The 21,381-nt window shown below is 36.2% G+C and carries 12 protein-coding genes and 1 tRNA gene; 2 read left to right on the plus strand and 11 right to left on the minus strand.

Annotated elements, in window-relative coordinates; translation table 11 throughout:
• Positions 1 to 2 precede the first annotated feature (2 nt).
• The 11 genes from ACO05K_RS09450 to ACO05K_RS09500 all read right to left on the minus strand — a co-directional run bounded on the left by ACO05K_RS09450 (position 3) and on the right by ACO05K_RS09500 (position 19,798).
• Positions 3 to 869 carry a DUF808 domain-containing protein gene (locus ACO05K_RS09450; RefSeq protein ID WP_421946290.1) on the minus strand — a complete coding sequence of 289 codons (867 nt, stop codon included), beginning with the start codon at positions 867 to 869 and terminating at the stop codon, positions 3 to 5.
• Positions 870 to 1,157: 288 nt separating this feature from the next.
• Positions 1,158 to 3,560 carry a TonB-dependent siderophore receptor gene (locus ACO05K_RS09455; RefSeq protein WP_421944195.1) on the minus strand — a complete coding sequence of 801 codons (2,403 nt, stop codon included), beginning with the start codon at positions 3,558 to 3,560 and terminating at the stop codon, positions 1,158 to 1,160.
• Positions 3,561 to 3,767: 207 nt separating this feature from the next.
• Positions 3,768 to 5,120 carry an alkaline phosphatase family protein gene (locus ACO05K_RS09460; protein ID WP_421944196.1) on the minus strand — a complete coding sequence of 451 codons (1,353 nt, stop codon included), beginning with the start codon at positions 5,118 to 5,120 and terminating at the stop codon, positions 3,768 to 3,770.
• Positions 5,121 to 5,238: 118 nt separating this feature from the next.
• Positions 5,239 to 7,017 (minus strand): metallophosphoesterase, encoded by a 1,779-nt coding sequence (locus ACO05K_RS09465; protein ID WP_421944197.1) that lies wholly within the window; start codon positions 7,015 to 7,017, stop codon positions 5,239 to 5,241.
• Positions 7,018 to 7,027: 10 nt separating this feature from the next.
• Positions 7,028 to 8,563, minus strand: a complete 1,536-nt coding sequence (locus ACO05K_RS09470; RefSeq protein WP_421944198.1) for a RagB/SusD family nutrient uptake outer membrane protein — start codon at positions 8,561 to 8,563, stop codon at positions 7,028 to 7,030.
• A gap of 8 nt (positions 8,564 to 8,571) precedes the next feature.
• Positions 8,572 to 11,916, minus strand: coding sequence for a SusC/RagA family TonB-linked outer membrane protein (locus ACO05K_RS09475; RefSeq protein WP_421944199.1), 3,345 nt, complete (start codon positions 11,914 to 11,916; stop codon positions 8,572 to 8,574).
• 51 nt (positions 11,917 to 11,967) lie between these two features.
• Complete coding sequence (locus ACO05K_RS09480; protein ID WP_421944200.1) at positions 11,968 to 12,906, minus strand: FecR family protein; 939 nt, start codon at positions 12,904 to 12,906, stop codon at positions 11,968 to 11,970.
• Positions 12,907 to 12,973: 67 nt separating this feature from the next.
• Positions 12,974 to 13,564 carry an RNA polymerase sigma factor gene (locus tag ACO05K_RS09485; RefSeq protein ID WP_421944201.1) on the minus strand — a complete coding sequence of 197 codons (591 nt, stop codon included), beginning with the start codon at positions 13,562 to 13,564 and terminating at the stop codon, positions 12,974 to 12,976.
• Positions 13,565 to 13,893: 329 nt separating this feature from the next.
• Positions 13,894 to 14,799 (minus strand): glycerophosphodiester phosphodiesterase family protein, encoded by a 906-nt coding sequence (locus ACO05K_RS09490; RefSeq protein WP_421944202.1) that lies wholly within the window; start codon positions 14,797 to 14,799, stop codon positions 13,894 to 13,896.
• A gap of 171 nt (positions 14,800 to 14,970) precedes the next feature.
• Positions 14,971 to 16,494: a RagB/SusD family nutrient uptake outer membrane protein gene (locus ACO05K_RS09495; protein WP_421944203.1), complete on the minus strand. Its 1,524-nt coding sequence runs from the start codon at positions 16,492 to 16,494 to the stop codon at positions 14,971 to 14,973.
• 28 nt (positions 16,495 to 16,522) lie between these two features.
• Entirely contained in the window at positions 16,523 to 19,798 is a 3,276-nt protein-coding gene (locus ACO05K_RS09500) for a SusC/RagA family TonB-linked outer membrane protein (protein WP_421944204.1), read from the minus strand.
• Positions 19,799 to 20,169: 371 nt separating this feature from the next.
• Here ACO05K_RS09500 and ACO05K_RS09505 point away from each other — a divergent pair, with 371 nt between their 5' ends.
• Positions 20,170 to 21,048 carry a hypothetical protein gene (locus tag ACO05K_RS09505; RefSeq protein ID WP_421944205.1) on the plus strand — a complete coding sequence of 293 codons (879 nt, stop codon included), beginning with the start codon at positions 20,170 to 20,172 and terminating at the stop codon, positions 21,046 to 21,048.
• Between the two features lie 161 nt (positions 21,049 to 21,209).
• Positions 21,210 to 21,284: transfer RNA gene (locus tag ACO05K_RS09510), tRNA-Arg, on the plus strand.
• The last annotated feature ends 97 nt before the right edge of the window (positions 21,285 to 21,381 follow it).

Here is a 21,381-nt window from a genome sequence, read left to right on the forward strand (position 1 = left end):
TGTTATTTTTTAAAGGCTTTAAATATTTTCTTGCCAACGCCAATAAGTAAAACCATTAGTAAACCAGCTATTAACCCTAAAGTAAATTCTTTAATAATGGTTAGTAACTCTGGAAAAATATGATGGATAAAATCTATATTGTGATTAAAAATACCGCCTGCAACTAGAATTAAAGCGATGGTTCCGACAACACTTAAGCCTTTAATTATTAATGGAAGCGATTTCACTAAAACATGACCGACTTTCGATAGAAAACCTTTATCGTTCGAATTTTTGATTAATTTATAACCTGCATCATCCATTCTTACAATTAGTGCAACAATTCCATAAACGCCAACAGTTGCAACTAAAGCAACTACCGAAACGGTTAAAATTTGTAGGGTTAAACTTTTATCTAAAACAGTTCCTAAAGCAATAATTACAATTTCTACTGACAGAATAAAATCTGTAGTAATCGCTGATTTTACTTTTGCTTTTTCTACTTCTTCATCGCTTTGAACAACTTCTGCTGCCGCTTGTTGAACAGGCTTAGATTTATGGAAGAAATACTCTACAATTTTCTCTACACCCTCATAAGCAAGATATAATCCGCCCAAAATCAAAATAACTTTAATTGCTACCGGAAAAAATACATTCAGCAATAAAGCTATTGGTACAATTATAATTTTATTGATTAGCGAACCTTTTGTAATTGCCCATAAAACGGGTATTTCTCTTGAAGATAAAAATCCGGTTGCTTTTTCGGCATTTACGGCCAAATCATCACCCAAAATTCCGGCTGTTTTCTTTGTTGCAATCTTTGCGGCTACTGCCACATCATCCATCAAAACTGCTATATCATCTAAAATTGCAAAAAAACCCGAAGCCATAATTGTTACCTTTTTTATCTGCTGCAAATTAGAAATTCAAATTTGAAATTAGTGTTAATTAGTGCATAATAATTAAAAGAAACGATTGGCAATATAATTCTTTCCCCTCCCTCGTCATTCCCGCGAAGGCGGGAATCTTAAAGCGGTTCGTATAACGCTTTGGGATTCTCAATTAAATTGGGAATGACGACCGTTTATAAAATATAACTTACCTATAAACAAAAAATAAAGCCTCCAGAATAATTATTCTGAAGGCTTTAAAAAGATTATAGGAAATGCTTTCTACAATTAAAACTTATAAGAAAGTGTTGTTAAGAATTGACGAGGTGCAATTGGATTAACACTATAGTTTTCATGTACAAAATAGTTTAACTCATTTGTGATGTTAGACATTTTTGCCAGTAAAGAGAATTTTTTCCAGTTGTAACCTGCTGAAAAATCTAAAGTTGTAAAAGCAGCCAAAGGAATCAATCTGATTGTTGATGCGTTTTTTGCATCGTTCCAGCCACCGTTACGTTTGCCAGTGTAAAATGCAGAAGCGCCTAATTTCAAACCTTTAACTGCTCCATCTTGAAAAGTATAAAACAAGGTTGCATTAGCTGTATTTTTTGTAGTTCCAACTAAACGAACATCTTCTATCATTCCGGTAACAGGTGCTGTATTTGTATAACGCATGTAGTTATAAGAATAGCCCATCAAAAAGTTTAAACCTTTAGCTAAATTTCCGCTGATGTCAGCTTCAAAACCATCACTTGTTGTTTCACCGTTTAATTGTCTGAAAAGTGTACTTGTACTTCCATCAGGCATAATTGCAGCTTGCGAAATGTTACTGTTGATGATTTTATAGTAAGTTAAGTTAGCTGTTAATTTGCCTCCAAAGAAGTCATTTTTCACACCCGCTTCATACTGATCTACCATTGATGGCGGTAAAGCCTGGCTATTTATATCAATACCAGAATTTGGGATAAAGTTGTTCGCATAACTAACATACACTGAAGTTGTTTTCAAAGGTTGATAAATCAAACCTAATTTTGGTGAAAACGCATCATCAAATTTTGTAGCACCTTGTGTAATTGCTCCTGTCTCTAAATTTAAAGCTCTTGAGCTTGAATTCTTTTGATCAGTATAACGAATGCCTGCTAAAACTTTAAACTGGCTGGTAATTTCTATTAAATCCTGAACAAATGCACCATATCTGTAAATTGGAGCAAGTGTTTGAGTTATAGCAAAAGCTTCAGGCATTACTCCAGAGCCAAAATATGTAGTTGGGTCAAACAGGTTTACGTTACCGTAATTAAAAGTTGTAATATTTGCACCGGCAGCTGTTTTTCCATAGGCAAAAGCGTTGCTAGTTACTCGAGATTGATCAGCATCAACACCTACTAATAAAGTATGTTTTATGCCACCAGTTTTAAAATTACCGCTTAAATTAATTTGCTGATTGTATGTATATTCCTGACTAATTTGTCTGGCAAGGTTTCTAGAAGCTACACCATTGGTATTTGCCTGAATGCGTTCAGAACCATAATAGTTACGATTGTAAGATTGGAAAGAGCCTAGTGCATTTAATTTCCAGTTCTCACTAAATTGATGTGTAATATTTGCCTGAGCGGTTGCAGTGTTCGTTTTATTGTATGCCCATGGCGTGTTAATAAATTTTTCGCGACCGTAATCTACAATAACGCTGTTAACAGAACCTACGCCAAAATCAGGTGTGTAATCGCTTTTTAAATAATCACCCTGAACCAAAACTTCTGTTTTATCACTTATTTTATAAAGTAAAGATGGATTGATATAAAAACGGTTTGATTTTACATAATCTCTAAAACTTCCTGCGTTTTCATAAGTTCCGATGGCTCTGAAAGCTAATTTCTTAGATATTGGACCGTAAAGATCTACAGTTGGTTTATACTGACTGTAACTTCCTGTTCTCATCAAAACTTCGCCACCGTATTCAAATTTAGGTTTTTTAGTTACCATGTTCACCACAGCACCACCTGTTACACCACCATAAAGTAAAGCCGCGCTTCCTTTTAATACTTCTACAGATTCTAACGTACTTGCCTCCGGACTTCCGCCGATTGTAGTACGAGCACCATTTTTGAAAATATTATTAGAACCAAGGCTGTAACCTCTTGAATAAAAATTTTCGCCAACACCACCACGATTTGCACCTAATGCAACACCGTTTACATTTTTCATTACATCACCAAGGCTATTTGCTTGCTGATCTGTAATTACTTGCGTACCGATAATTTGAACCGCTTGAGGTAAATCTCTTGGCGCAATTGCAACTTTACCTAAGTTAACAGGTTTAGTATTTGGCGTTCTGTAACCTGTAATGGCAACTTCATCTAATTGAGAAGAAGATTCTGCAATAGAAAATGAAACGTTTGCCGTTTCTCCATCTTTTACCGATACTTCTTTTTCTTGAGTTGATACGCCAACTGCAGAAACTTTTAAAGTATAATTTCCGGCCGAAACATTCTTAATCTGGAAATTTCCTTTTTCATCACTTTGTGTGGTTTTATTGGTGTTTTTAAGACCAACACTTACAAAAGCAGCTGGGTTTCCATCGCTTGTTTTTATAGATCCTGATACTGATCCGTTTTTTGATTGTGCAAATGCTGTTGCCGAAAGGATAACGAAAAGCATTGCCAAATTAAAAATTTGCGTAAATTTTCTATACATCTTATTTAGATTAATTCTTAGTTGGCGCAAAAGAATGAAATTAAAATGAGATTAGAAAATTATTTTTAATTATTCTAAATAAAGACAGTCAATTGAAAAGTAGCTTATAACATTTCAGAAATATCAATCAAAATAGATGGTAAAAATTTAAGAGCGTTATGAAATAAAAAAGGGAAACTTAACAGTTTCCCCAAATAATAAAATTTGTTATTTTTTGTTTGGCTGTAGAATACCGGGATATAAAACACCATCGCTTTTCAAATTTAATTTTAATAAATCCGCAATTAGTGGTGCAATGTCTTCTTGCCCCATTAATGGTAAAACAGTTCCGGCTTTAATGCCTTTGCCAAAAGCCACGAAACCAGTTTGTATTTCTTTAAAATCGGTTGGCAGAAAACCATGAGTGCCACCCTTTGCCGGAGCAAGCATTTCTCCAGTAGCTGATGCGCCAAAGCTAAAACCTTGATTTGCGGCTAAGGCTAACGCAGCATTGGGATCACCTTGTGCTTTCGCAACACCAATTTTATCCAACACATGGAACATTCTTTGGTAACCCTCTGGAAGTTTTGCTAAAGCCTTGTTAATTTTCTCTAACGTTGCTTTATCGGAAGGATTTTTAAGGTGCAAAAATGCAGAACCACCACTTTGCTGAAAATAAGCTTTCCAGTTTTCTTTATTCTTATCATCGTAAAAACCTAACTGAGCAAGCAAAACATTTGGTTTGAACTGAGTATGTATATCCACAAAGCCATGGTCGCCGGTAATTATGAAAGTAGTATTTTCACTTATTCCGGCAACTTCCGCAGCATCCATTATAGTTTTTATTGCAACATCTGCACCTGCCACTGCCGAACGTACTTTATCGCCATCCCTTCCTTGCTCGTGTTCAAAATGGTCGGTTAATGCAATGTGTACAGCCATAAACGATGGCTTATATCTTTTCAATATATAAGCAGCCATTCTCGATTTATTCTGGTCGCTGGTGTAATAATCTAATGTTGCACCAAATTCGCCAAATTTACCGACTGCAAAATCCTGAACTTCCTGATAAAGCGCTTTCGGGTTAGATTCCTGATACATTGCCTTTATCTCATCACGTTTTTCGCTCTTATCTTTCGGAAGAATAACGTATTCAGGCAAATTGTAATCGATTGGTGCACAGACTGTTACCGGCCAACTCACCCCTGCGGTTTTTAAACCCGCATCCTTTGCAGCCGTCCATAAAGTTGGCACCTTAATATCCTTATAGTACCAAAACCATTTACCAGTGATACCCAATGGTTCAACTGGCGTATTGTAATAAATTCCATGTTTTGCAGGTAATACACCACTTACCATTGTAGTATGCGATGGATAAGTTACCGTTGGAAAACTTCCCCGAACACCTTCTGCGTATGCTCCCGTTTTCATCCCCTGGCGAACATTTACCATTCCCCACTCCGGATTCATGTAAAACTCTGGTCTTAAGCCATCAACGCTAATCAGTACCACATGAGATTCCTGAGCAAAAGAATAACCTGCAAACAGCAGGAAAAATATTAATGTATTTATCTTTTTCATGATTTTAATTTGAAGCAATTTATCTAATTGAAATGCCTTTAATGTTTGGAGTGTATTAAGAAAAGGTTAATGCAAAAGAGCCGTTTTTAAGGCGGCTCTTTTTAAGATATTCTATTTATTACTTATCAATAAAGTTCATTCTAACCTGTTGTGGTATGTTTAGCAATTGAGCTTTTTCTGAAGCCTTTGCATCAATTGTATCTCCAGATTGCAAAATAATTTTTCCTTTACGATATACCGCAATGTTTGTTTTACCGTCTTTTAGATAATTTCCTGGTGCAGGAATATCTCCTGCTATCCCGAATTTAATTGCAGGTTTAAAATCAATCAGCCACTCTCCGGTTGATGGTCTATAGATTGCCATTTCAGCTCTCCCATCTCCATTATAATCTCCCGGAACAGGAATATCAACCGGTGTATGTTTAACCTCCAACGGAATATTACCAAGGCTACTTTGCCACATTGAATTATCCTTTCTGAAAAAACACACATCTAAAATGCCATCTCCATCGTAATCTGCCGGAACTGGAATGCCTTGTTTATTGCCAAACTTAATGCTGTCCAATCCGTTAAAATACCATGTTAAATTTTCAGGGCGATAAACCGCAACATCAGCAAAACCATCACCATCCCAATCGCCACAAACCGGAATATCTCCAGCTTTGCCTAAAGCGATAACTTTACCATTATCGAGATAAAACTTACCTTCTGATGGTCTGAAAACTGCAAAGTCTGTTTTTCCATCGCCGTTATAATCTGCTGGTGCAGGAATATCTCCCGCTTTACCGAATTGTTTTGTTGAGGCTGAAACAGTCCATTTACCATTTTCAAAAGTTGCAACATCGCTTTGCTGATCATTGTTAAAATCTAATTGTCTGGCAACATTGGTATGATGCAACCAAGGCAAACTAAATTCGCTGTCCGCGTCCTTTTCATCTTCTCCGGTGTACGGAGAAAAAGTTTTAACACTAATTAAATCTTTAGATTTTGAGAAAGTCATCACCCGCATCAAACCATGTCCGCCTTGCGGTCTGCTTTGATAATCTGATAAAAACGACTTTATAATATTCCCTGCAATTCCATCCTGACGGTAACCTTCTCCATTATCTCCAACATGACCAGAAAGCGTCATAATAACATTTGGATAACGCTTCAAGACGTCAAATCTACGCTGACCTTGTTTTGAAAATTTTGGAAATCCTTTTTCATTTGTACCAGTGGTTTGGTTGAAATGTATAAAAGAGTGGCTAACCAAAATCGCTTGCCTATCTTTGTATTTTTTCAATACAGTTTCTGCCCATTGATTTAACCCTTCAATGTCCTCATCATAAGAATCGTATTCGAGAAAAAGTACCAGCATTTTATTTCCATTTGCTTCAAAAAGATCGTAATGGCTATCGTTGTTATCCTGATAGTGATCGCCGTACCATTTTTTGCCTTTAAAATGAGATATACCAAAATACTTATTGTATTGATCCGTTTTTCCGCTTAAAGGAAACTGACTTTTAGTTTGATCATGATTACCGACAGCCATGCCATAAGGTATGCCTTGCGGATAACTATCTTGTGGTTTTTCCAGAATAGACATTGCAGCCCAAGCCCGCTCCCACTGTACCGGAAACTTTTCGCCATCATCAGAAATATCTCCCAAATGGATAACAAACTTGATATTTTCTTTAGCTGCATTTTCAGCTATCCACTTTGTTTGGGCAATAAACATTTCATTCTTGCCGCCATTTTTTTCTGAAGTGTAATATTGAGTATCCGGAAGGATAGCAATACTAAATTCGTCAGATTCTTCAGCGGGTTTATTAAGTACGAAACTGCTATTTACCATCATTACAGAAACCAATAATAAACTGGTTACCTTATGTGTAAAATTGATTTTAAACTTCATTTTTTCTTATTTAAAAGTATCCCGGGTTTTGCGTTAACTGCGGATTAATCTCTCTTTCTGATTGTGGTATCGGAAATAAAAGCCGATTATTGGTAACCTGATAACTATCTGTAGTTAGGTAAGTATTTGTAGTTTTTAACTTTGCACCATATGCATTCATGGTTGTAATAGCTGTACCGGTGCGAACCAAATCAAACCATTGGTGATTTTCGAATGCCAATTCCGAACGTCTGTCTTGTGCTATTCTTCCTCTTAAAACAGTCTGCGAAATTCCTGATAATAAAGGTAATCCGGCTCTTGTTCTCACTCTGTTTAAATTTAAAAGTGCTAAATCGGTATTGTTTTGTTCGTTTTGAGCTTCAGCTAATAACAACAATGCATCAGCATAACGATAAATTGGCCAGTTATCGTTTGTATTATTTGGATTACTGTGTGGATTAAGATACTTTTTAATGTAAGGCACACCAACTTTTCCGGCTGCAGGTGTATAATTAACAACGCTTTTGTTTGCAGATATTGTAAACACCTTGCTGCTGTTGTAAGTACCTTCAGCCATTCCTATTGAAGCATCTTTACGTTTATCGTTCGCTTCGTAACTATTAATTAAATCCAAACTTGGTGTGTTCCAGCCACCGGTTCCGGTATTATTTGTTGCAATGCCAGTTATTAACGTAGTATTTGTTGTTCTTGGCAAAAACAGGTAAATAAAATTACTTTGCTGCCCACCTTGTAAGCCTTCTAAAAACTGTACTTCAAAAATAGATTCGCGGCTGTTTTTGTTTGCTGTTGAAAATACATCAGCATAATTATTTAACAACTGATAACCCATTGCAGGTAAAGTATTTAACAATGCTTCAGCTTCGGCCCATTTTTTTTGCGTAATGTAAACTTCGGCAAGTAACATAGTTGCAGCACCTTTGGTTGCTGTTCCGCTTTGCGGAAATTTGGCCGGAGGTGCAAGTTTATTTACTGCATCCTGAGCATCGGCTATAATTTGCGCATAAACCTGTTCTGCTGTTGCTCGTGGCAAAAATGCTTCATCAGCAGTTTTTACCTCGTTTAAATAAAGTGGTACGCCACCAAAATAACGCACCAGGCGGAAATAATTCCAGGCACGTAGAAATTTTGCTTCGGCTTCTAAAGTATTTTTTGCTGTAGTTGCAAAAGTAGCTGCTCCGATACGTTCTATAACAATATTAGCTTTGGCAATACTGCTATAGCAATGAAAATAAACCGCATTGCTGTATGCATTTGTTGGGTCATCCGTAAAATCTACAATATTTTCGCGTTGCAAAAATGCTGTTCCGCGGTTACCCTGATTGTATTCGTAATGTGTATTACCCGAGCGACCTTCTGCTGTAAAATAATCATTATCGAGCAAAGCCCTTAGTGGTGTATAAGCAGCATTAACAGCCTGCCTGAATTGCGCTTCAGTGTTATAAAAATTACCCGGAGAGTATTGGTCTTGAGGAGTTAACTCAAGAAAGGTTTTCTTACATGAACTTGCAGAAAGACCGATTAATATTAATATAAAAAGTTTTTTCATTGTTTCAGTTATTTGAAAGTTGCAGTTAAACCGATAGAAAAAGTACGTGGAATTGGATACGCATTTTCATCAATACCAATCCCTAATGTTGGATCTAAACCAGCGAAGTTGATTTCCGGATTCATACCTGAGTATGGGCTGATTACAAATGCCTGCTGAACAGAACCATAAACCCTGAAATTTCTCATAATGAAATTATTTTTCAGGTTTACGGTATACCCAAGGGTGATATTCTTTGCAGTTAAAAAGCTACCGTTTTCAACCCATTGCGAATTTACTTGTCTACCCATTGCTGTTGTTCCGGTTTTTGTACGCGGATACATTCCAGAACCTGGGTTTTCTGGCGAACGCCATCTGTCTTTCACATCAGAGGTTAACATTCTCGCTCCATCCATATTAGTACGGTAAGCCCATCTTGCTGCATTTAAAATCTTGCCACCAACCGAACCTGCCATTGTTATAGAGAAATCCCAGTTTTTGTAGGCTATACTATTGGTCATACCAAAAGTAAAATCTGGTGTCGGGTCGCCAATAAATGTACGGTCGTTTACATCATCAATAACACCGTCACCATTCAAATCTTTAACCTTAATTGTACCTACATCCGATTGATTTTTATATTTCGGAGAATTAGCTAAATCTGCTGCATCCTTATATAAACCATCGAACACGAATCCATAGAACTCGCCTAAACTTCTTCCTTCCTGCTGGCGGAAATAATCAGAAGTTACTGTATTATTTCTTCTGATAAAGCCCGGACTAACCAATGAATTAATAATATTTCTATCGAAAGAAACATTAATATTCGTGTTCCATTTTAACTGACCAGTTGTATTTACAGTATTTAAAGTAAGCTCGTGACCCCACATTGTAAATGCACCAACGTTGTATTTTATAGTTGAAAAACCTGAAGCTCTAGGGATTCTTCTATCCTGAATTAAACCGTCGGTAATTTTGCGGTAATAATCATAAGTAAATGAAACTCTGTTTTTTAAAATCGATAAATCAAAACCGATATCAAATTGCTTTACACGCTCCCAGGCTAAATCGGCATTCCCCAAACTGTTTATGGTTGTTCCTGGTACAAGCGCACCATCAAGCACATAATTGTATTCGCCAATGGTAGAAACCGCAGCATAATTTGGGAAGAAGTTATTTCCCGTAACACCATAACTTGAACGGATTTTAAATAAATCTAGCCATTTAAAACCTTTCATAAAAGATTCATCGCTCATTACCCATCCTGCCGAAACTGAAGGGAAATTACCGTACTTCTGGTTAGAGCCAAATCTCGATGAACCGTCTCTTCTCATCGCCGCAGATAAAAGGTATTTACCTTGATAAGCATAGTTGATACGAGCAAGAACTGATAACAATGAATAATCAGTTGTTGTACTTCCACCATTACTAATTACAGTAGCTGCGTTAATGTACGGCACATCATTACTCGGAAACCCTGTACCCGTTACCGAACTACTGAATTGCTCAAACTTTTGAACTGAATAACCTGCTATTGCATCAATGTGGTGGCCACCTTTAAAATCTTTATTGTATTGAAGATTTGCTTCGGCTGTCCACGAAAAGTTATCTACAGAACCTGCTACACCCGATGCAATATCATTTGCATTCATGAGTGAATGGTTAAAGGTGCTACGTGTTTCACCGCCTTTATCGATACCAAAATTTGTTTTTAACGTTAATCCCTTTAAAAACTCATAGTTAAAGTAACTGTTACCTAAAATCCTTGTTGTTTTATAATCATCTTGTGCAAGCATAAACTGTGCATAAGGATTAAAATACAGCACCATTGGTGGCGATGCAACATATTTTGTATAAGAACCATCCGGATTTATCGGATCGTATAACGGACTTGCTTCAAAAATACGCTCGAACATTCCACCAACTCCATCCGTTCCTAAACGGTTATTGTGGTCCATGCGGTAGCTTGGTGCAAGGTTAAAACCTATCTTGATTTTATCATTGGCTAAGCGTAAATCGTGATTTATACGGAAGGAAAACAACTTTGTAGAAGTATTAATCAGCACACCTTGTTGTTCCTGATAGCCTGCAATTGCAGTTGTTGAAGATTTGTCTTTAGCAGACTTCACTGTTAAATCATAACTTTGAATGGGTGCTGTTCTGGTTAAAACATTAAACCAGTTTGTACCTTCTCCATAATTTTGAGGATTAGCATAAAGTGGATCAATTGCTCCGGTAAAGTTTTCATACTTCACTCTATCCTGATAGTATTCGTTTTGAAATTCAACCCATTCGCGGGCGGTCATCACATCAGGAACATTGCGCATTGGTATTTTCTGCAAACCGAAGTTGCTATGAAACTCAACCTGAGCATCACCGGCTTTTGCATGTTTGGTTGTGATTAAAATTACACCATTTGCTGCTCTTGAACCATATAGTGCACTCGCCGATGCATCTTTAAGGATGGAAAAAGATTCAATTTCATCTGGATTGATATTGTTGATGCTTCCGGTAATTGGTAATCCATCTACAACAACAAGCGGTTGATTGCTTGAATATAATGAAGCCGCACCACGAATTCTAAACTCAATACCACGACCAGGTTGACCGCTGCTTAAGGCAATTTGTACACCTGCCGCTTTACCCTGTAAACCTTGTGCAAATTGTATAACCGGCATGTCTTTAAACTCCTTAGCATCTATTTCACTAATAGAACTACTAACTTCTTTTGCCTTTTGTTTACCATAACTAATGTTAACTTCTCTTAATAATGTGCCCGAGCGAAGTGTAAAATTTGTAACAAATGGTTTGTTCGCACTTACAGAAATATTGCCTTGTTTAACGGTTTCGTAACCAACAAAGCTTACTTCCAAATTATAAGAACCTTCTTCTGCCCTAAATTCGTAATAGCCATCTGCATTTGTTACAACAGCAAGTGTGCTTTTTCCAATTAAGCGAACAGTTGCACCGGGTAATGGTTGGCCTTCTTCATCTTTAACAACACCTCTAGCAACGCCGTTAACTCTTTTAAAAAGCACAATATTAGCGGCTTGCTGCTTAAATGCTAAACCACTACCTTGTAATAAATCGGCTAATATTAAACCGATTGCTTGCTGTTCATATTTTTTCGGATTGATCGATGTTTTATCTAAAGAGAGATAATTTTCATCATAAGCAAAATTCATTGAAGCTGTTTTTTCTAAATGTTTGATGGCATTTTTTAAACTTCCACGCTGAAATTGTATGTCGATTTTCGAATTAAGTGATTGAGCGTTTAGCACTTCAGCCTTAACTGAAAAAAGTGCCAGAAATAATATGGATAGTAGTAATGATGTTCGCATAAATAGCCTCCATATGGTTTGTTTATTGTTCATTGATTTGTTTTTATTATAATTTTGTTTGTTTATAAGATTTTAAAAAGTGGTTTAGTAAAGCAAGATCACATCGCCCTCCTTTCTGTAGTTTATGTGATGCATTTTGCAAATAAGAGATAGGTTATCCGCTAGTGAAACCTGTTTTTGGATGGTTAGCGTATAACTGAATTGTTGTATGTTTTCTATTTTAGATTTTAGCTCAACACCGTATAAATTTTTAAAAACGGCAGCAACAGTTTCAAAACTAGCTTCTTGCAAAACGGTATTACCATCTCGCCAGCTAAAACTCAAAGCCTGATTTACCTCTTTTACGTCAAAAGCTCCGGTTGATTTATTATAACTTAATTGCTTGCCTTTTTCCATTACTGCAAGCACTTTGTTCTTTAAGGAAACCTGAACTTTACCGGTATTTACAACGATGGTTTGAGATTTTAAATCGGCGTAATTATTAATATTGAAAGAAGTTCCGAGTACACGAACTTCAAGCTCACCAACATGGACTTTGAACGGACGTTTAACATCTCGTTTTACTTGAAAAAAAGCTTCACCTTGTGGAAGATAAACTGTTCTTGAAGCTTTTGAGAAAGCAGTAGGATATTTGAATTTCGAAGACGCATTTAACCAAACCTCGGTACTATCTGATAAAACCAGATATTTCATCATTCCGGTTTTGGTTTCAGAGCTTAAATAAGTTAAAGGTTTATTTTGCGATTGATGTTGAATAAACCATAAACCGAAACTACCAACGATAATGATTGCCGCGGCTGTTGATAACCACCACAACCGATTAGGATTTGATTGAATCATTTGTCCGCGAATGCCTTGCAGCAAGTTTTCACGAACTTGATTTTTGTTTACATCATTAAAAGCATATTTTTCTAATGCTTCGTAAGATTTGTACCAACCATTTACAATTTGCTGGTTTTTGGTATTTTTTGGTTTTGTAAAAAATCGCTTTAAAGATTTTTTGAATTGATTTATACTTTCCATGTGTTTCTGCCTATATGTCGTCAGAAAGCACCGGAAATACTTTTAATTTATGTTAAGGTTTGATGAATTATTTGTTAACGAGCACAATTAAAATTGACAGATAGGCTGCATATTTTTCAGGATATTTCTCCTGAATAACCAATCTTAATCGTCTTAGCACTTCGGCAGTGTAATTTTTTACGGTTTGTTCAGCGATTCCTAAATCTGCAGCAATTTCTTTAATGCTTTTACTTTCGTTTCGCATAGTGTAAACCTGCTGCAATAACTCAGGCATTTTTGCAACAGTTTGTGCAATCACATTTTCGAGTAATAGATAATCTTCCAAATCTCCGGTAGCATCCTGAATAATGCTCATCCGCGTTGCGGCATCTTGAAGCTGAAGTTCTTCTTTTGAAACAGAACGGAAATGGCTGATTACACTGAGTTTTACGGCAGTATGCAAGTATGCAGATAATGAACCTTTTATATCAAGCGATTTGCGGCGTTGCCACAGCTTAATAAAAAGTTCCTGAACAATATCCTGGGCAATATCTGCATCGTTAACCCTTGCCCAGGCCAAGCTGTAGAGTTTTTCCCAATACAATTCGAAAAGCTGATTGAAAGCAAGCTCATCATCATTTTTAATACGGGAAATCAGCAAATTGGGTTGACTGTCCATTTGCAGCAAAGCTAAAAAAGCCAATGTTAATTTAGTTTTAAGTTATCTGCAGATGTGAATGAAAGATTTTATCAAAATAACCTTGTCTAGTTTAAGTGTTCGCTTTTCAGCGATCACTTAAATTTAAAATTCAAGGCGAAGACTGTGTCTGGAAATGAAGCACTAACTAAAACATGGCAGTACTAGGTTTCGGTCTGGAGACCTTAGTTTTTAAAAGAAATTTAAGTGATTCGTTTAAACACTTAAACTAGTAAAGGACGCTAGGCACACAACTAATTTCCTATCAAAAAATATCTACATAAAAAAGTCAGGCATAACCTGACTTTCATTTAATTGTGAAGTTTTTTCTTCTTTAAATAATTCATTAATTCGGTTGGTCTGTCGCTTTGCAAAATAGATGGTTTCTTTTTGATTAACCATCCCCAGCTTTCTTCTTCTTGTTTTAGTTCTACTGCCCTATCATCATCATGGCCGCCGTTTAAACTTGGCCACAAACTATTTAACCAAATTACCTGAGTTTTAGCGATTGCTGGAATCTCGTTTAAATTCGCTAAAGTATCAGTATTAAAAATTGGTTGGATTACACTTCTTGGAAAAGTTTCGTAACTTTTAATAATTTCCAAAGCATTTTGATTAACCATATTTACCACAACCATTATCGAGGCATTTTCCGGGATTTTCGCTTCTGAATTTAACTTAGATAAATCAATGTTATCTCCAATATTCACAATTGCCTGATTTAGAGTTTCAGTTTCTTTAAGTACCGCAAAAACCTCATTTAAGTGGTCGTTTCCTTTATCAACATTAATTAAAATTTTGCCTTTGGCCGCCAACATCATCTCCTTAAAAGTTGGGATTTGATTTTGAGTAACTCTTCCCAAACCGTTTTTTAATCTTAACTTTTGTAAATCAGCTAATGTGTAATCGCTCACTTTTCCTTTACCGTTTGTTGTTCGGTCGATTGTGTTATCATGCATCACAACCATTTGGCTGTCTTTCGTCATTTTAACATCCAGCTCCATCATATCGAAACGTTTTTCGATACAGTAAAGCAAAGCATTCATTGAGTTTTCAGGGGCATTACGCCAATCGCCACGATGTGCAGCAACCAAAATTTCTTTATTCTTCTCCTTAAATAAATTATTAAGCTTTGTTGAAGGATTTTGAGCAAAAGCGGTTGCAAAATTAATAAGTAACGTTGCTAAAACCAATATTGAGAATTTGTTCTTCATCATCTAAATTAATATAAAAAGAGGCTGTATCATAAATACAATATGTCATCCTGAGCTTGTCGAAGGACTTGTAAAAACTACTTTAAAAGGCGTTTCGACAAGTTCAACGTGACAAAACCCAAGGTTAAATTGGTTTATGATACAACCTCTAGTTTGTTTGCCAAAGTTTAATAATTAATAACCAGGGTTTTGATACATTTTAGAAGGATCTAATTTGTATTCATCGAAAGGAATTGGATAAAACCTATCTTTTGTAGTGAAATTACTTAACCTTGCATTACCAAAGTTTGCCTGAGATTTAGCTCTGAAATAAGTTACCAATTCTGCAGCGGTAAAATTACGCAACAAATCAAACCATCTGTGGTTTTCGAAGGCCAACTCTACCCTACGCTCATGTAAAATCGCTAGTTTAAGTGTTGGATATTTTGAAGTGTAAGCTGCATTATTTCTCGCTACAGCATAAAGTGGAACGCCTGCTCTTGCTCTAACCATATCCAAATACTGAATGGCAGCTGCATCATTACCTTGTAACATATTCACTTCTGCAAGCATTAAAATAACATCAGCAAAACGAATTAAAGGGAAGTTATTTCCACCGTATCCGTTAACGGTAGCCGCTTCACTTGCATCGCGATATTTGGTAATAAACCAGTCTAACACACGTGTATCAGCAGCATATTTTATGGAGAAATCTTTTCTTGGGTCGCCCGTTTCGTAATCTAAAACTAAATCTGGAGTAACATTACCTCCAACACCAGTTGGTGCTCTTCTCGAGTTAATGGTTTCGCCGAAAGCCTGATTATTTGCCGCAATACTAGAAGCATAAGTAATGTTGCCCTGAAGGTTTACAATCTCAAAAATAACTTCCGGATTGTTTGTTTTCTTAGTTACATCAAATACATCAGCATAAGGAACAGTTGCAAGTGATGCAAAACTCTTCATGTTGTAAGCCGCTAATAAATAAGTATTTGCATTTGCCAAATTTTCAGTTTTACCACTTTCTAAAGTCGTAGCCATAGTTAAATAAACCTGACCTAACAATGCATTTATTGCAGCTTTAGAAACGCGACCTGCATTAGCCCCTGTTGCCAGATTAGATAAATTGCTATTCAAAGCTTCTCTTAAATCGGTTACAATTTGTGTATAAACCGTAGCTTGCGGTTGTCTGTAAGTGTTTGCAACAACTTCATCATTACTAGTTAATTGTTTAGTTACCAAAGGAATATCACCCCATTTTCTCACTAAGTGAAAATACATTAATGCCCTAATAAATTTCGTTTCTGCCAGATATTGCGCTTTTAAATCAGCATTAGGAAATGTAACTTTATCAATATTTGAGGTAATTACGTTACATCTGGTAATGGTAGAATATAAACTTACCCAGTGACTTTTTAAATATGTGTTACTTGGTAAAATGCTAAAGTCGCCAAATTGGAAAGGCTCACCAGCGTTAGATTGGTTATCATTTATGCCAGTATTATCAGAGCGTTGCTCCGTGTATAAATTACTGCCTTCGCCGATGTTGTTACCACTTCTTAACGATTGATAAACACCATTAACCGCTAATAAAACATCATTCGGAGAAGTAAAAAATTGCTCAACCGTTACCGCATTTGGGTCGGTTTGCTCAAGGAAATCTTTTTTACAGGCTGATAACGAAATTAGTCCGATAAAAACTATGAATATATTTCTTTTCATTTTGATATATTTTAATGATTTAAGGCAGTTAGAAAGTTAATTTAACACCCAAATTGTAAGCCCTTGCTAAAGGATAATTTCCATAATCTACACCCGGAGTTAAGTTAGCACCTGCGTTATAATCAACCTCAGGATTGTAACCTTTATAATCAGTAATCGTAAAGGCGTTATCTACACTTCCAAAAATCCTGATGTTTTCTACATGCAAAGTTTTAGCAATATTTTTTGGGAAATTATAGCCCAAAGTGATGTTCGTACATCTTAAATAAGAACCATCCTGAACATAAAATGAAGATAAACGGGTACTGTTACTTTGCGTACCTGCACGAGATGCTCTGTAGTTTAAACCACTTCCAGGATTTGCCTCGTTTCTGTAACGATTTGCAACTTCAGCATACTGGTTGCCAGAACCTTCAAAGTTGTACAAATAATAATCTTGACCATCTAAAACATCGTTACCTTGAGAACCATTGAATGAAGCACGAATATCAAGCGCTTTATAATTTGCAGTTAACGAAAAACCATAAGTAAAATCAGGATAAGGATTACCGATTACTTTTTTATCGGCATCGTTCACAATACCATCACCATTGGTATCTTCGAAATATAAATCGCCAACTTTGTACGGATTAGATTGAGCTGAAGATGGGGCTACTTTACCCAACAATTCTGGCGTAACTCTACCCGCAACCTGGTAACCGTAAAACATACCAATCGACTGACCTTCTTGTGTTACGTGAGTAATGTATTGTCTTTCTGCACCAACACTAAAAATTGTGCTGTTACCACCAAGATTTAGTACTTTATTTTTATTGAATGAGATGTTTCCGCTTAAACCTAAGTTAAAATCGTTCGTGCTAACCACGCGTCCATCTAACTGGAAATCGAAACCTTTATTTCTTACTTTACTATCTCTTAAGTTGGTTAAAATGGTTGATGAACCAGAAATAGCTGAAATTGGCTGATTAAATAATAAGTTGTACGATAAACTGTAATAGTAATTTGCAATAAACGATAAACGACCGTTAAAGAAACTTAAATCTGTACCGAAGTTATATTGCGAAGTAGATTCCCAACCTAAATTTTGGTCCTTAATACCTCCTGCCCAAACAGCAGTTGCAATTGCATTACCTGATCCGAATACTACGCCACCCGGCGAACTCATAGTTTGAGTATGGTTATAATCTCCGATGTTGTTGTTACCACTTAAACCCCAGCTTCCTCTTAATTTAACAGACGAACCTTTGCCTAAGAAATCCTGATACCAACTTTCCTGAGATAAATTCCAACCTGCTGCTACAGAAGAGAATGCACCCCATTTGTTATTCGGTCCGAATCTAGATGAACCATCCATACGGAAAGTACCACTTAAATAATATTTGCTATCGAAGTTGTAACTTACACGGCCAAAATAAGAAAGTAAAGTTGTAACTGATTTATTTGCATTGTTCAAAACGAAATCTGTAGGCGCAGCACCTTTGTCAGATATTTCGCCAATTTTATCGCTTGTAAAACCTGTTGCAGTTACTCTAACTAAATCGCTTGTAGTATGTTGAGCAGAATAACCACCCAAGATATCAAAGTTGTGCTTTCCGATAGTTTTGTTGTAATCTAAAGTAAACTCGGCAAGTTTATCAACCTGTGTTAAATTTTGAGCAACTGAATTTGCAGCCGCGATTGATGATGGCGAACCTGGAGCATTACCACCGCCATTACTTAAACTTGTCGGGCGATAAAAATCATATTTCTCACTGTAGTTTGTTGTTCCTAAGTTAGCTTTGAAGTTTAAACCCTTTATTATCTCGTAGTTTGCATAAGCGTTGTAGGTGTTACGATTCCCTAAACGATTAACTTTCATCTCATTAACAGTTGCTACCGGATTTTCTAATCCCTGGTAACCAAACTGATTGGCTAAAGCAGACATTCCGTATTTAATTGGATTGCCGTTAGCATCGTTTGCAGGTAAGTATGGTAAATAAAGCAAAGCCGACATCATCGGACTAAAGCGTCCTTCGCCAACTTCTTTATTATTAGTTTGTGTTAAGGAGATATTTGCACCAACTTTTAACTTTTCGCTAATTTTTCCTTCAATATTCGAACGGAAGTTTAATGCCCTCATTGCCGTATTGGTTACAATACCATCCTGATCCTGGTAACCACCACTTACAAAATATTTAATGTCTTTGTTTCCGCCAGAGAATGCAAGATTATGACGTTGAAAGAAAGCATTGCGATATAATTCATCTTGCCAATCGGTATCGTATGCAGGTGCAATTGCGGTTTGCGTAGCGAAATTGTAAATATCAGTAGGAATACTAACTGATGAACTATTACCAACATTTGTTGTACGTGTTGTATTATTATCCGAAAACATCGAATCGTTCCAGGTAATTCTTCCACCATTTACAACTAAATCTTTATAGGCATTGTTACGTCCGTCAATCATCAACTGAATAAACTGTGTAGCATCAAGCAACTTTACTTTTTTATGCAATTGGGTTATACCTGCCTGAACATCATATTGAAAACGACCTTTACCATCCTTACCTCTTTTTGTAGTAATCATTACCACACCGCCCGATGCTCTTGAACCGTAAATTGCTGCCGAAGCCGCATCTTTTAAGATATCTATAGTTTCAATATCCTCTGGGTTAACAAATACATTGTTTCCAGCAGGATAACCATCAATAACATATAAAGGATTAGAACTTGCGTTGATTGAACCTACACCTCTAACACGAATTTTTGTTCCGGCGTAAGGCGCACCACTCGTTTGAGAAACCTGAACACCAGCTACTTTACCAACTAAAGCCTGACCAATTGTGGGCGAAGTTAAGTTCATTTCGCTTGCTTTAACGCTGCTGATTGCACCGGTAACGTCAGATTTTCTAATCTTCTGATAACCAATGGCAACAACTTCATTTAAAGTATTGCTACTTTCTTTAAGTTTAATGTTAATCGATTTACTGCTTGAAGCCACAACTTCTTGCGTTTCGTAACCGATGAACGAAAATACCAAAGTAGCTCCAGAAGGCACATCAATAGTAAATTTACCATTGGCATCTGTTGAAGTTGTTTTTCTGGTTTGCTTATCGTAAACGCTCACACCCGGAAGTGCCTCGCCTTTTTCATCTGTTACTGTTCCGCTAATGGCTAAAAAGCGGTTGCTTAATTTTAATGTCGAAACCAACTTACCATTGCTCATCGCAATAGCTGAAGAATTGCATACGGCCAATAAACCAATAGGCAAGAGCAATTTCCGGCAGATACTTTTAATACCCGATGCTGAAAAAAATGATATCATCTTTATTATAATTAGTAATTATTTAGAAATAGAAATTTGTTTATGTTTTTGAAAGGACTGGTGATTTTCAAATTCACATAGGCATTTATTTAATGTTCAAAAATTTGTTTGGCAGAAGCGTTTTTGATGGGGCAAAACTAACTGTGTACTTTTAACACTATGTATCCATTACATTAACTCTAAAACAACAACCAGCAGCTATCGTTAAAATAATGTTAAGACCAAACCAAGCCACAAAAACAGATTGTTTACAGCACGAAAGAAATAACACGGATTTAATATTTACTTAACCACTTAGCCCTTAGTTTGTAAAACGATGCAGGTAAGGTTTTGCATTCAGCATTTTTTTAGTTGTATAGAATTTTTATTAAATGAAGTTATCAGCACCATTATACGTTACAGGTTTTTTATTGATGTTTAGTTTTAAGAGCTCAATAGTTGGTAAAATAAACCGAACAACAACTTTAGATTCACTTGGTGCCTGCCAAGGAGTTTCTCATCAAAACGGAAAATACTTTTTATATGGCGATAGAGAAGTTGGTGTAATGAGAAGCTATAATTTAACAGGTGATTCGCTTGCCTACGATGGACAGGAATATAAATTTACAGTTAACGGAGCTAATGCAATTAAACATCCAACTGGAATTGCTTACCATAAAGGTTTACCAACTTTTGTTGGAAATTCTGTTAGGTTAAATCCTGAAGGCACAAAGTGGAAGGCTGTAATTAACCAGATAAACTGGGAAGGCTTTTTAAAGAAGAAAACACTTGATGAAAATTTGATTTCGACCATTGATGATGATGCCTGTATACAAGGTACGCGACCAGAATACGTTAAATATAAAGGTAAATGGTTTGTTGCCACTGCCGATTACGGCGATAAAAACAACGAAGTAAGATTATACGACCCAACACTTTTAGCAAAAGCTAAAAGCACAAATGAGAAAGGTGTATTGGTGAAGAAATTTACTTGCTCTGCCTGGGTTCAAAATCTTTACTGGTTAGATAAAAAAGGTATTTTAGTGCTTGTTCAAAACCAAATCGAAGGGCGTAAATGGCGCTTAACTTTTCTTGATTTGGAAAAATCCATCGCCAGTGGCAAAGAATCGGTAATTGAAATTATTGATACCGACAAGGCCGATGAATTGGAAGGTTTTGTTTTTGGTGAAAATACAGAAAAAGGCATTGCAGTGAGTTCATCAAGAAAAAACAATGTAAGCCAAATGGATTTTGATTGGTTTGGAAAGTAAATGCAGTAAATCAAGTACATTCATACTATTTTAATTTTTTCCTACTTTTTAAAAGAAATTTGGTTCATTGTTGAAGTAAATCTTTTAAAATTCCCTCTAAATGGAACTTTTTCTCTAAACAAGAAAAAATAAAGTCCTAATCCCTATATTTGCAGCCAAATGCTCCCGTAGTTCAATGGATAGAATTATGGTTTCCGGTACCATCGATATGAGTTCGAATCTCGTCGGGAGCACCACACGAGACAAGCCAGTTTTTTTCGCTGTTTGTCTCGTTTTTTGTTTCAAGTATTCTCTTGTGCAATCTTTTGCTAAAATTTATAGAAGCACACATCG

It is taken from the genome of Pedobacter sp. (assembly GCF_965227205.1).
Classification (GTDB): Bacteria; Bacteroidota; Bacteroidia; order Sphingobacteriales; family Sphingobacteriaceae; genus Pedobacter.

Coding starts and splice junctions, on each gene's coding strand:
- ACO05K_RS09490 (WP_421944202.1), bottom strand. CDS start 14,799: ATGATGAAGAACAAATTCTCAATATTGGTTTTAGCAACGTTACTTATT.
- ACO05K_RS09460 (WP_421944196.1), bottom strand. CDS start 5,120: ATGAAAAAGATAAATACATTAATATTTTTCCTGCTGTTTGCAGGTTAT.
- ACO05K_RS09450 (WP_421946290.1), bottom strand. CDS start 869: ATGGCTTCGGGTTTTTTTGCAATTTTAGATGATATAGCAGTTTTGATG.
- ACO05K_RS09485 (WP_421944201.1), bottom strand. CDS start 13,564: ATGGACAGTCAACCCAATTTGCTGATTTCCCGTATTAAAAATGATGAT.
- ACO05K_RS09475 (WP_421944199.1), bottom strand. CDS start 11,916: ATGAACAATAAACAAACCATATGGAGGCTATTTATGCGAACATCATTA.
- ACO05K_RS09495 (WP_421944203.1), bottom strand. CDS start 16,494: ATGAAAAGAAATATATTCATAGTTTTTATCGGACTAATTTCGTTATCA.
- ACO05K_RS09505 (WP_421944205.1), top strand. CDS start 20,170: ATGAAGTTATCAGCACCATTATACGTTACAGGTTTTTTATTGATGTTT.
- ACO05K_RS09500 (WP_421944204.1), bottom strand. CDS start 19,798: ATGATATCATTTTTTTCAGCATCGGGTATTAAAAGTATCTGCCGGAAA.
- ACO05K_RS09480 (WP_421944200.1), bottom strand. CDS start 12,906: ATGGAAAGTATAAATCAATTCAAAAAATCTTTAAAGCGATTTTTTACA.
- ACO05K_RS09455 (WP_421944195.1), bottom strand. CDS start 3,560: ATGTATAGAAAATTTACGCAAATTTTTAATTTGGCAATGCTTTTCGTT.
- ACO05K_RS09470 (WP_421944198.1), bottom strand. CDS start 8,563: ATGAAAAAACTTTTTATATTAATATTAATCGGTCTTTCTGCAAGTTCA.
- ACO05K_RS09465 (WP_421944197.1), bottom strand. CDS start 7,017: ATGAAGTTTAAAATCAATTTTACACATAAGGTAACCAGTTTATTATTG.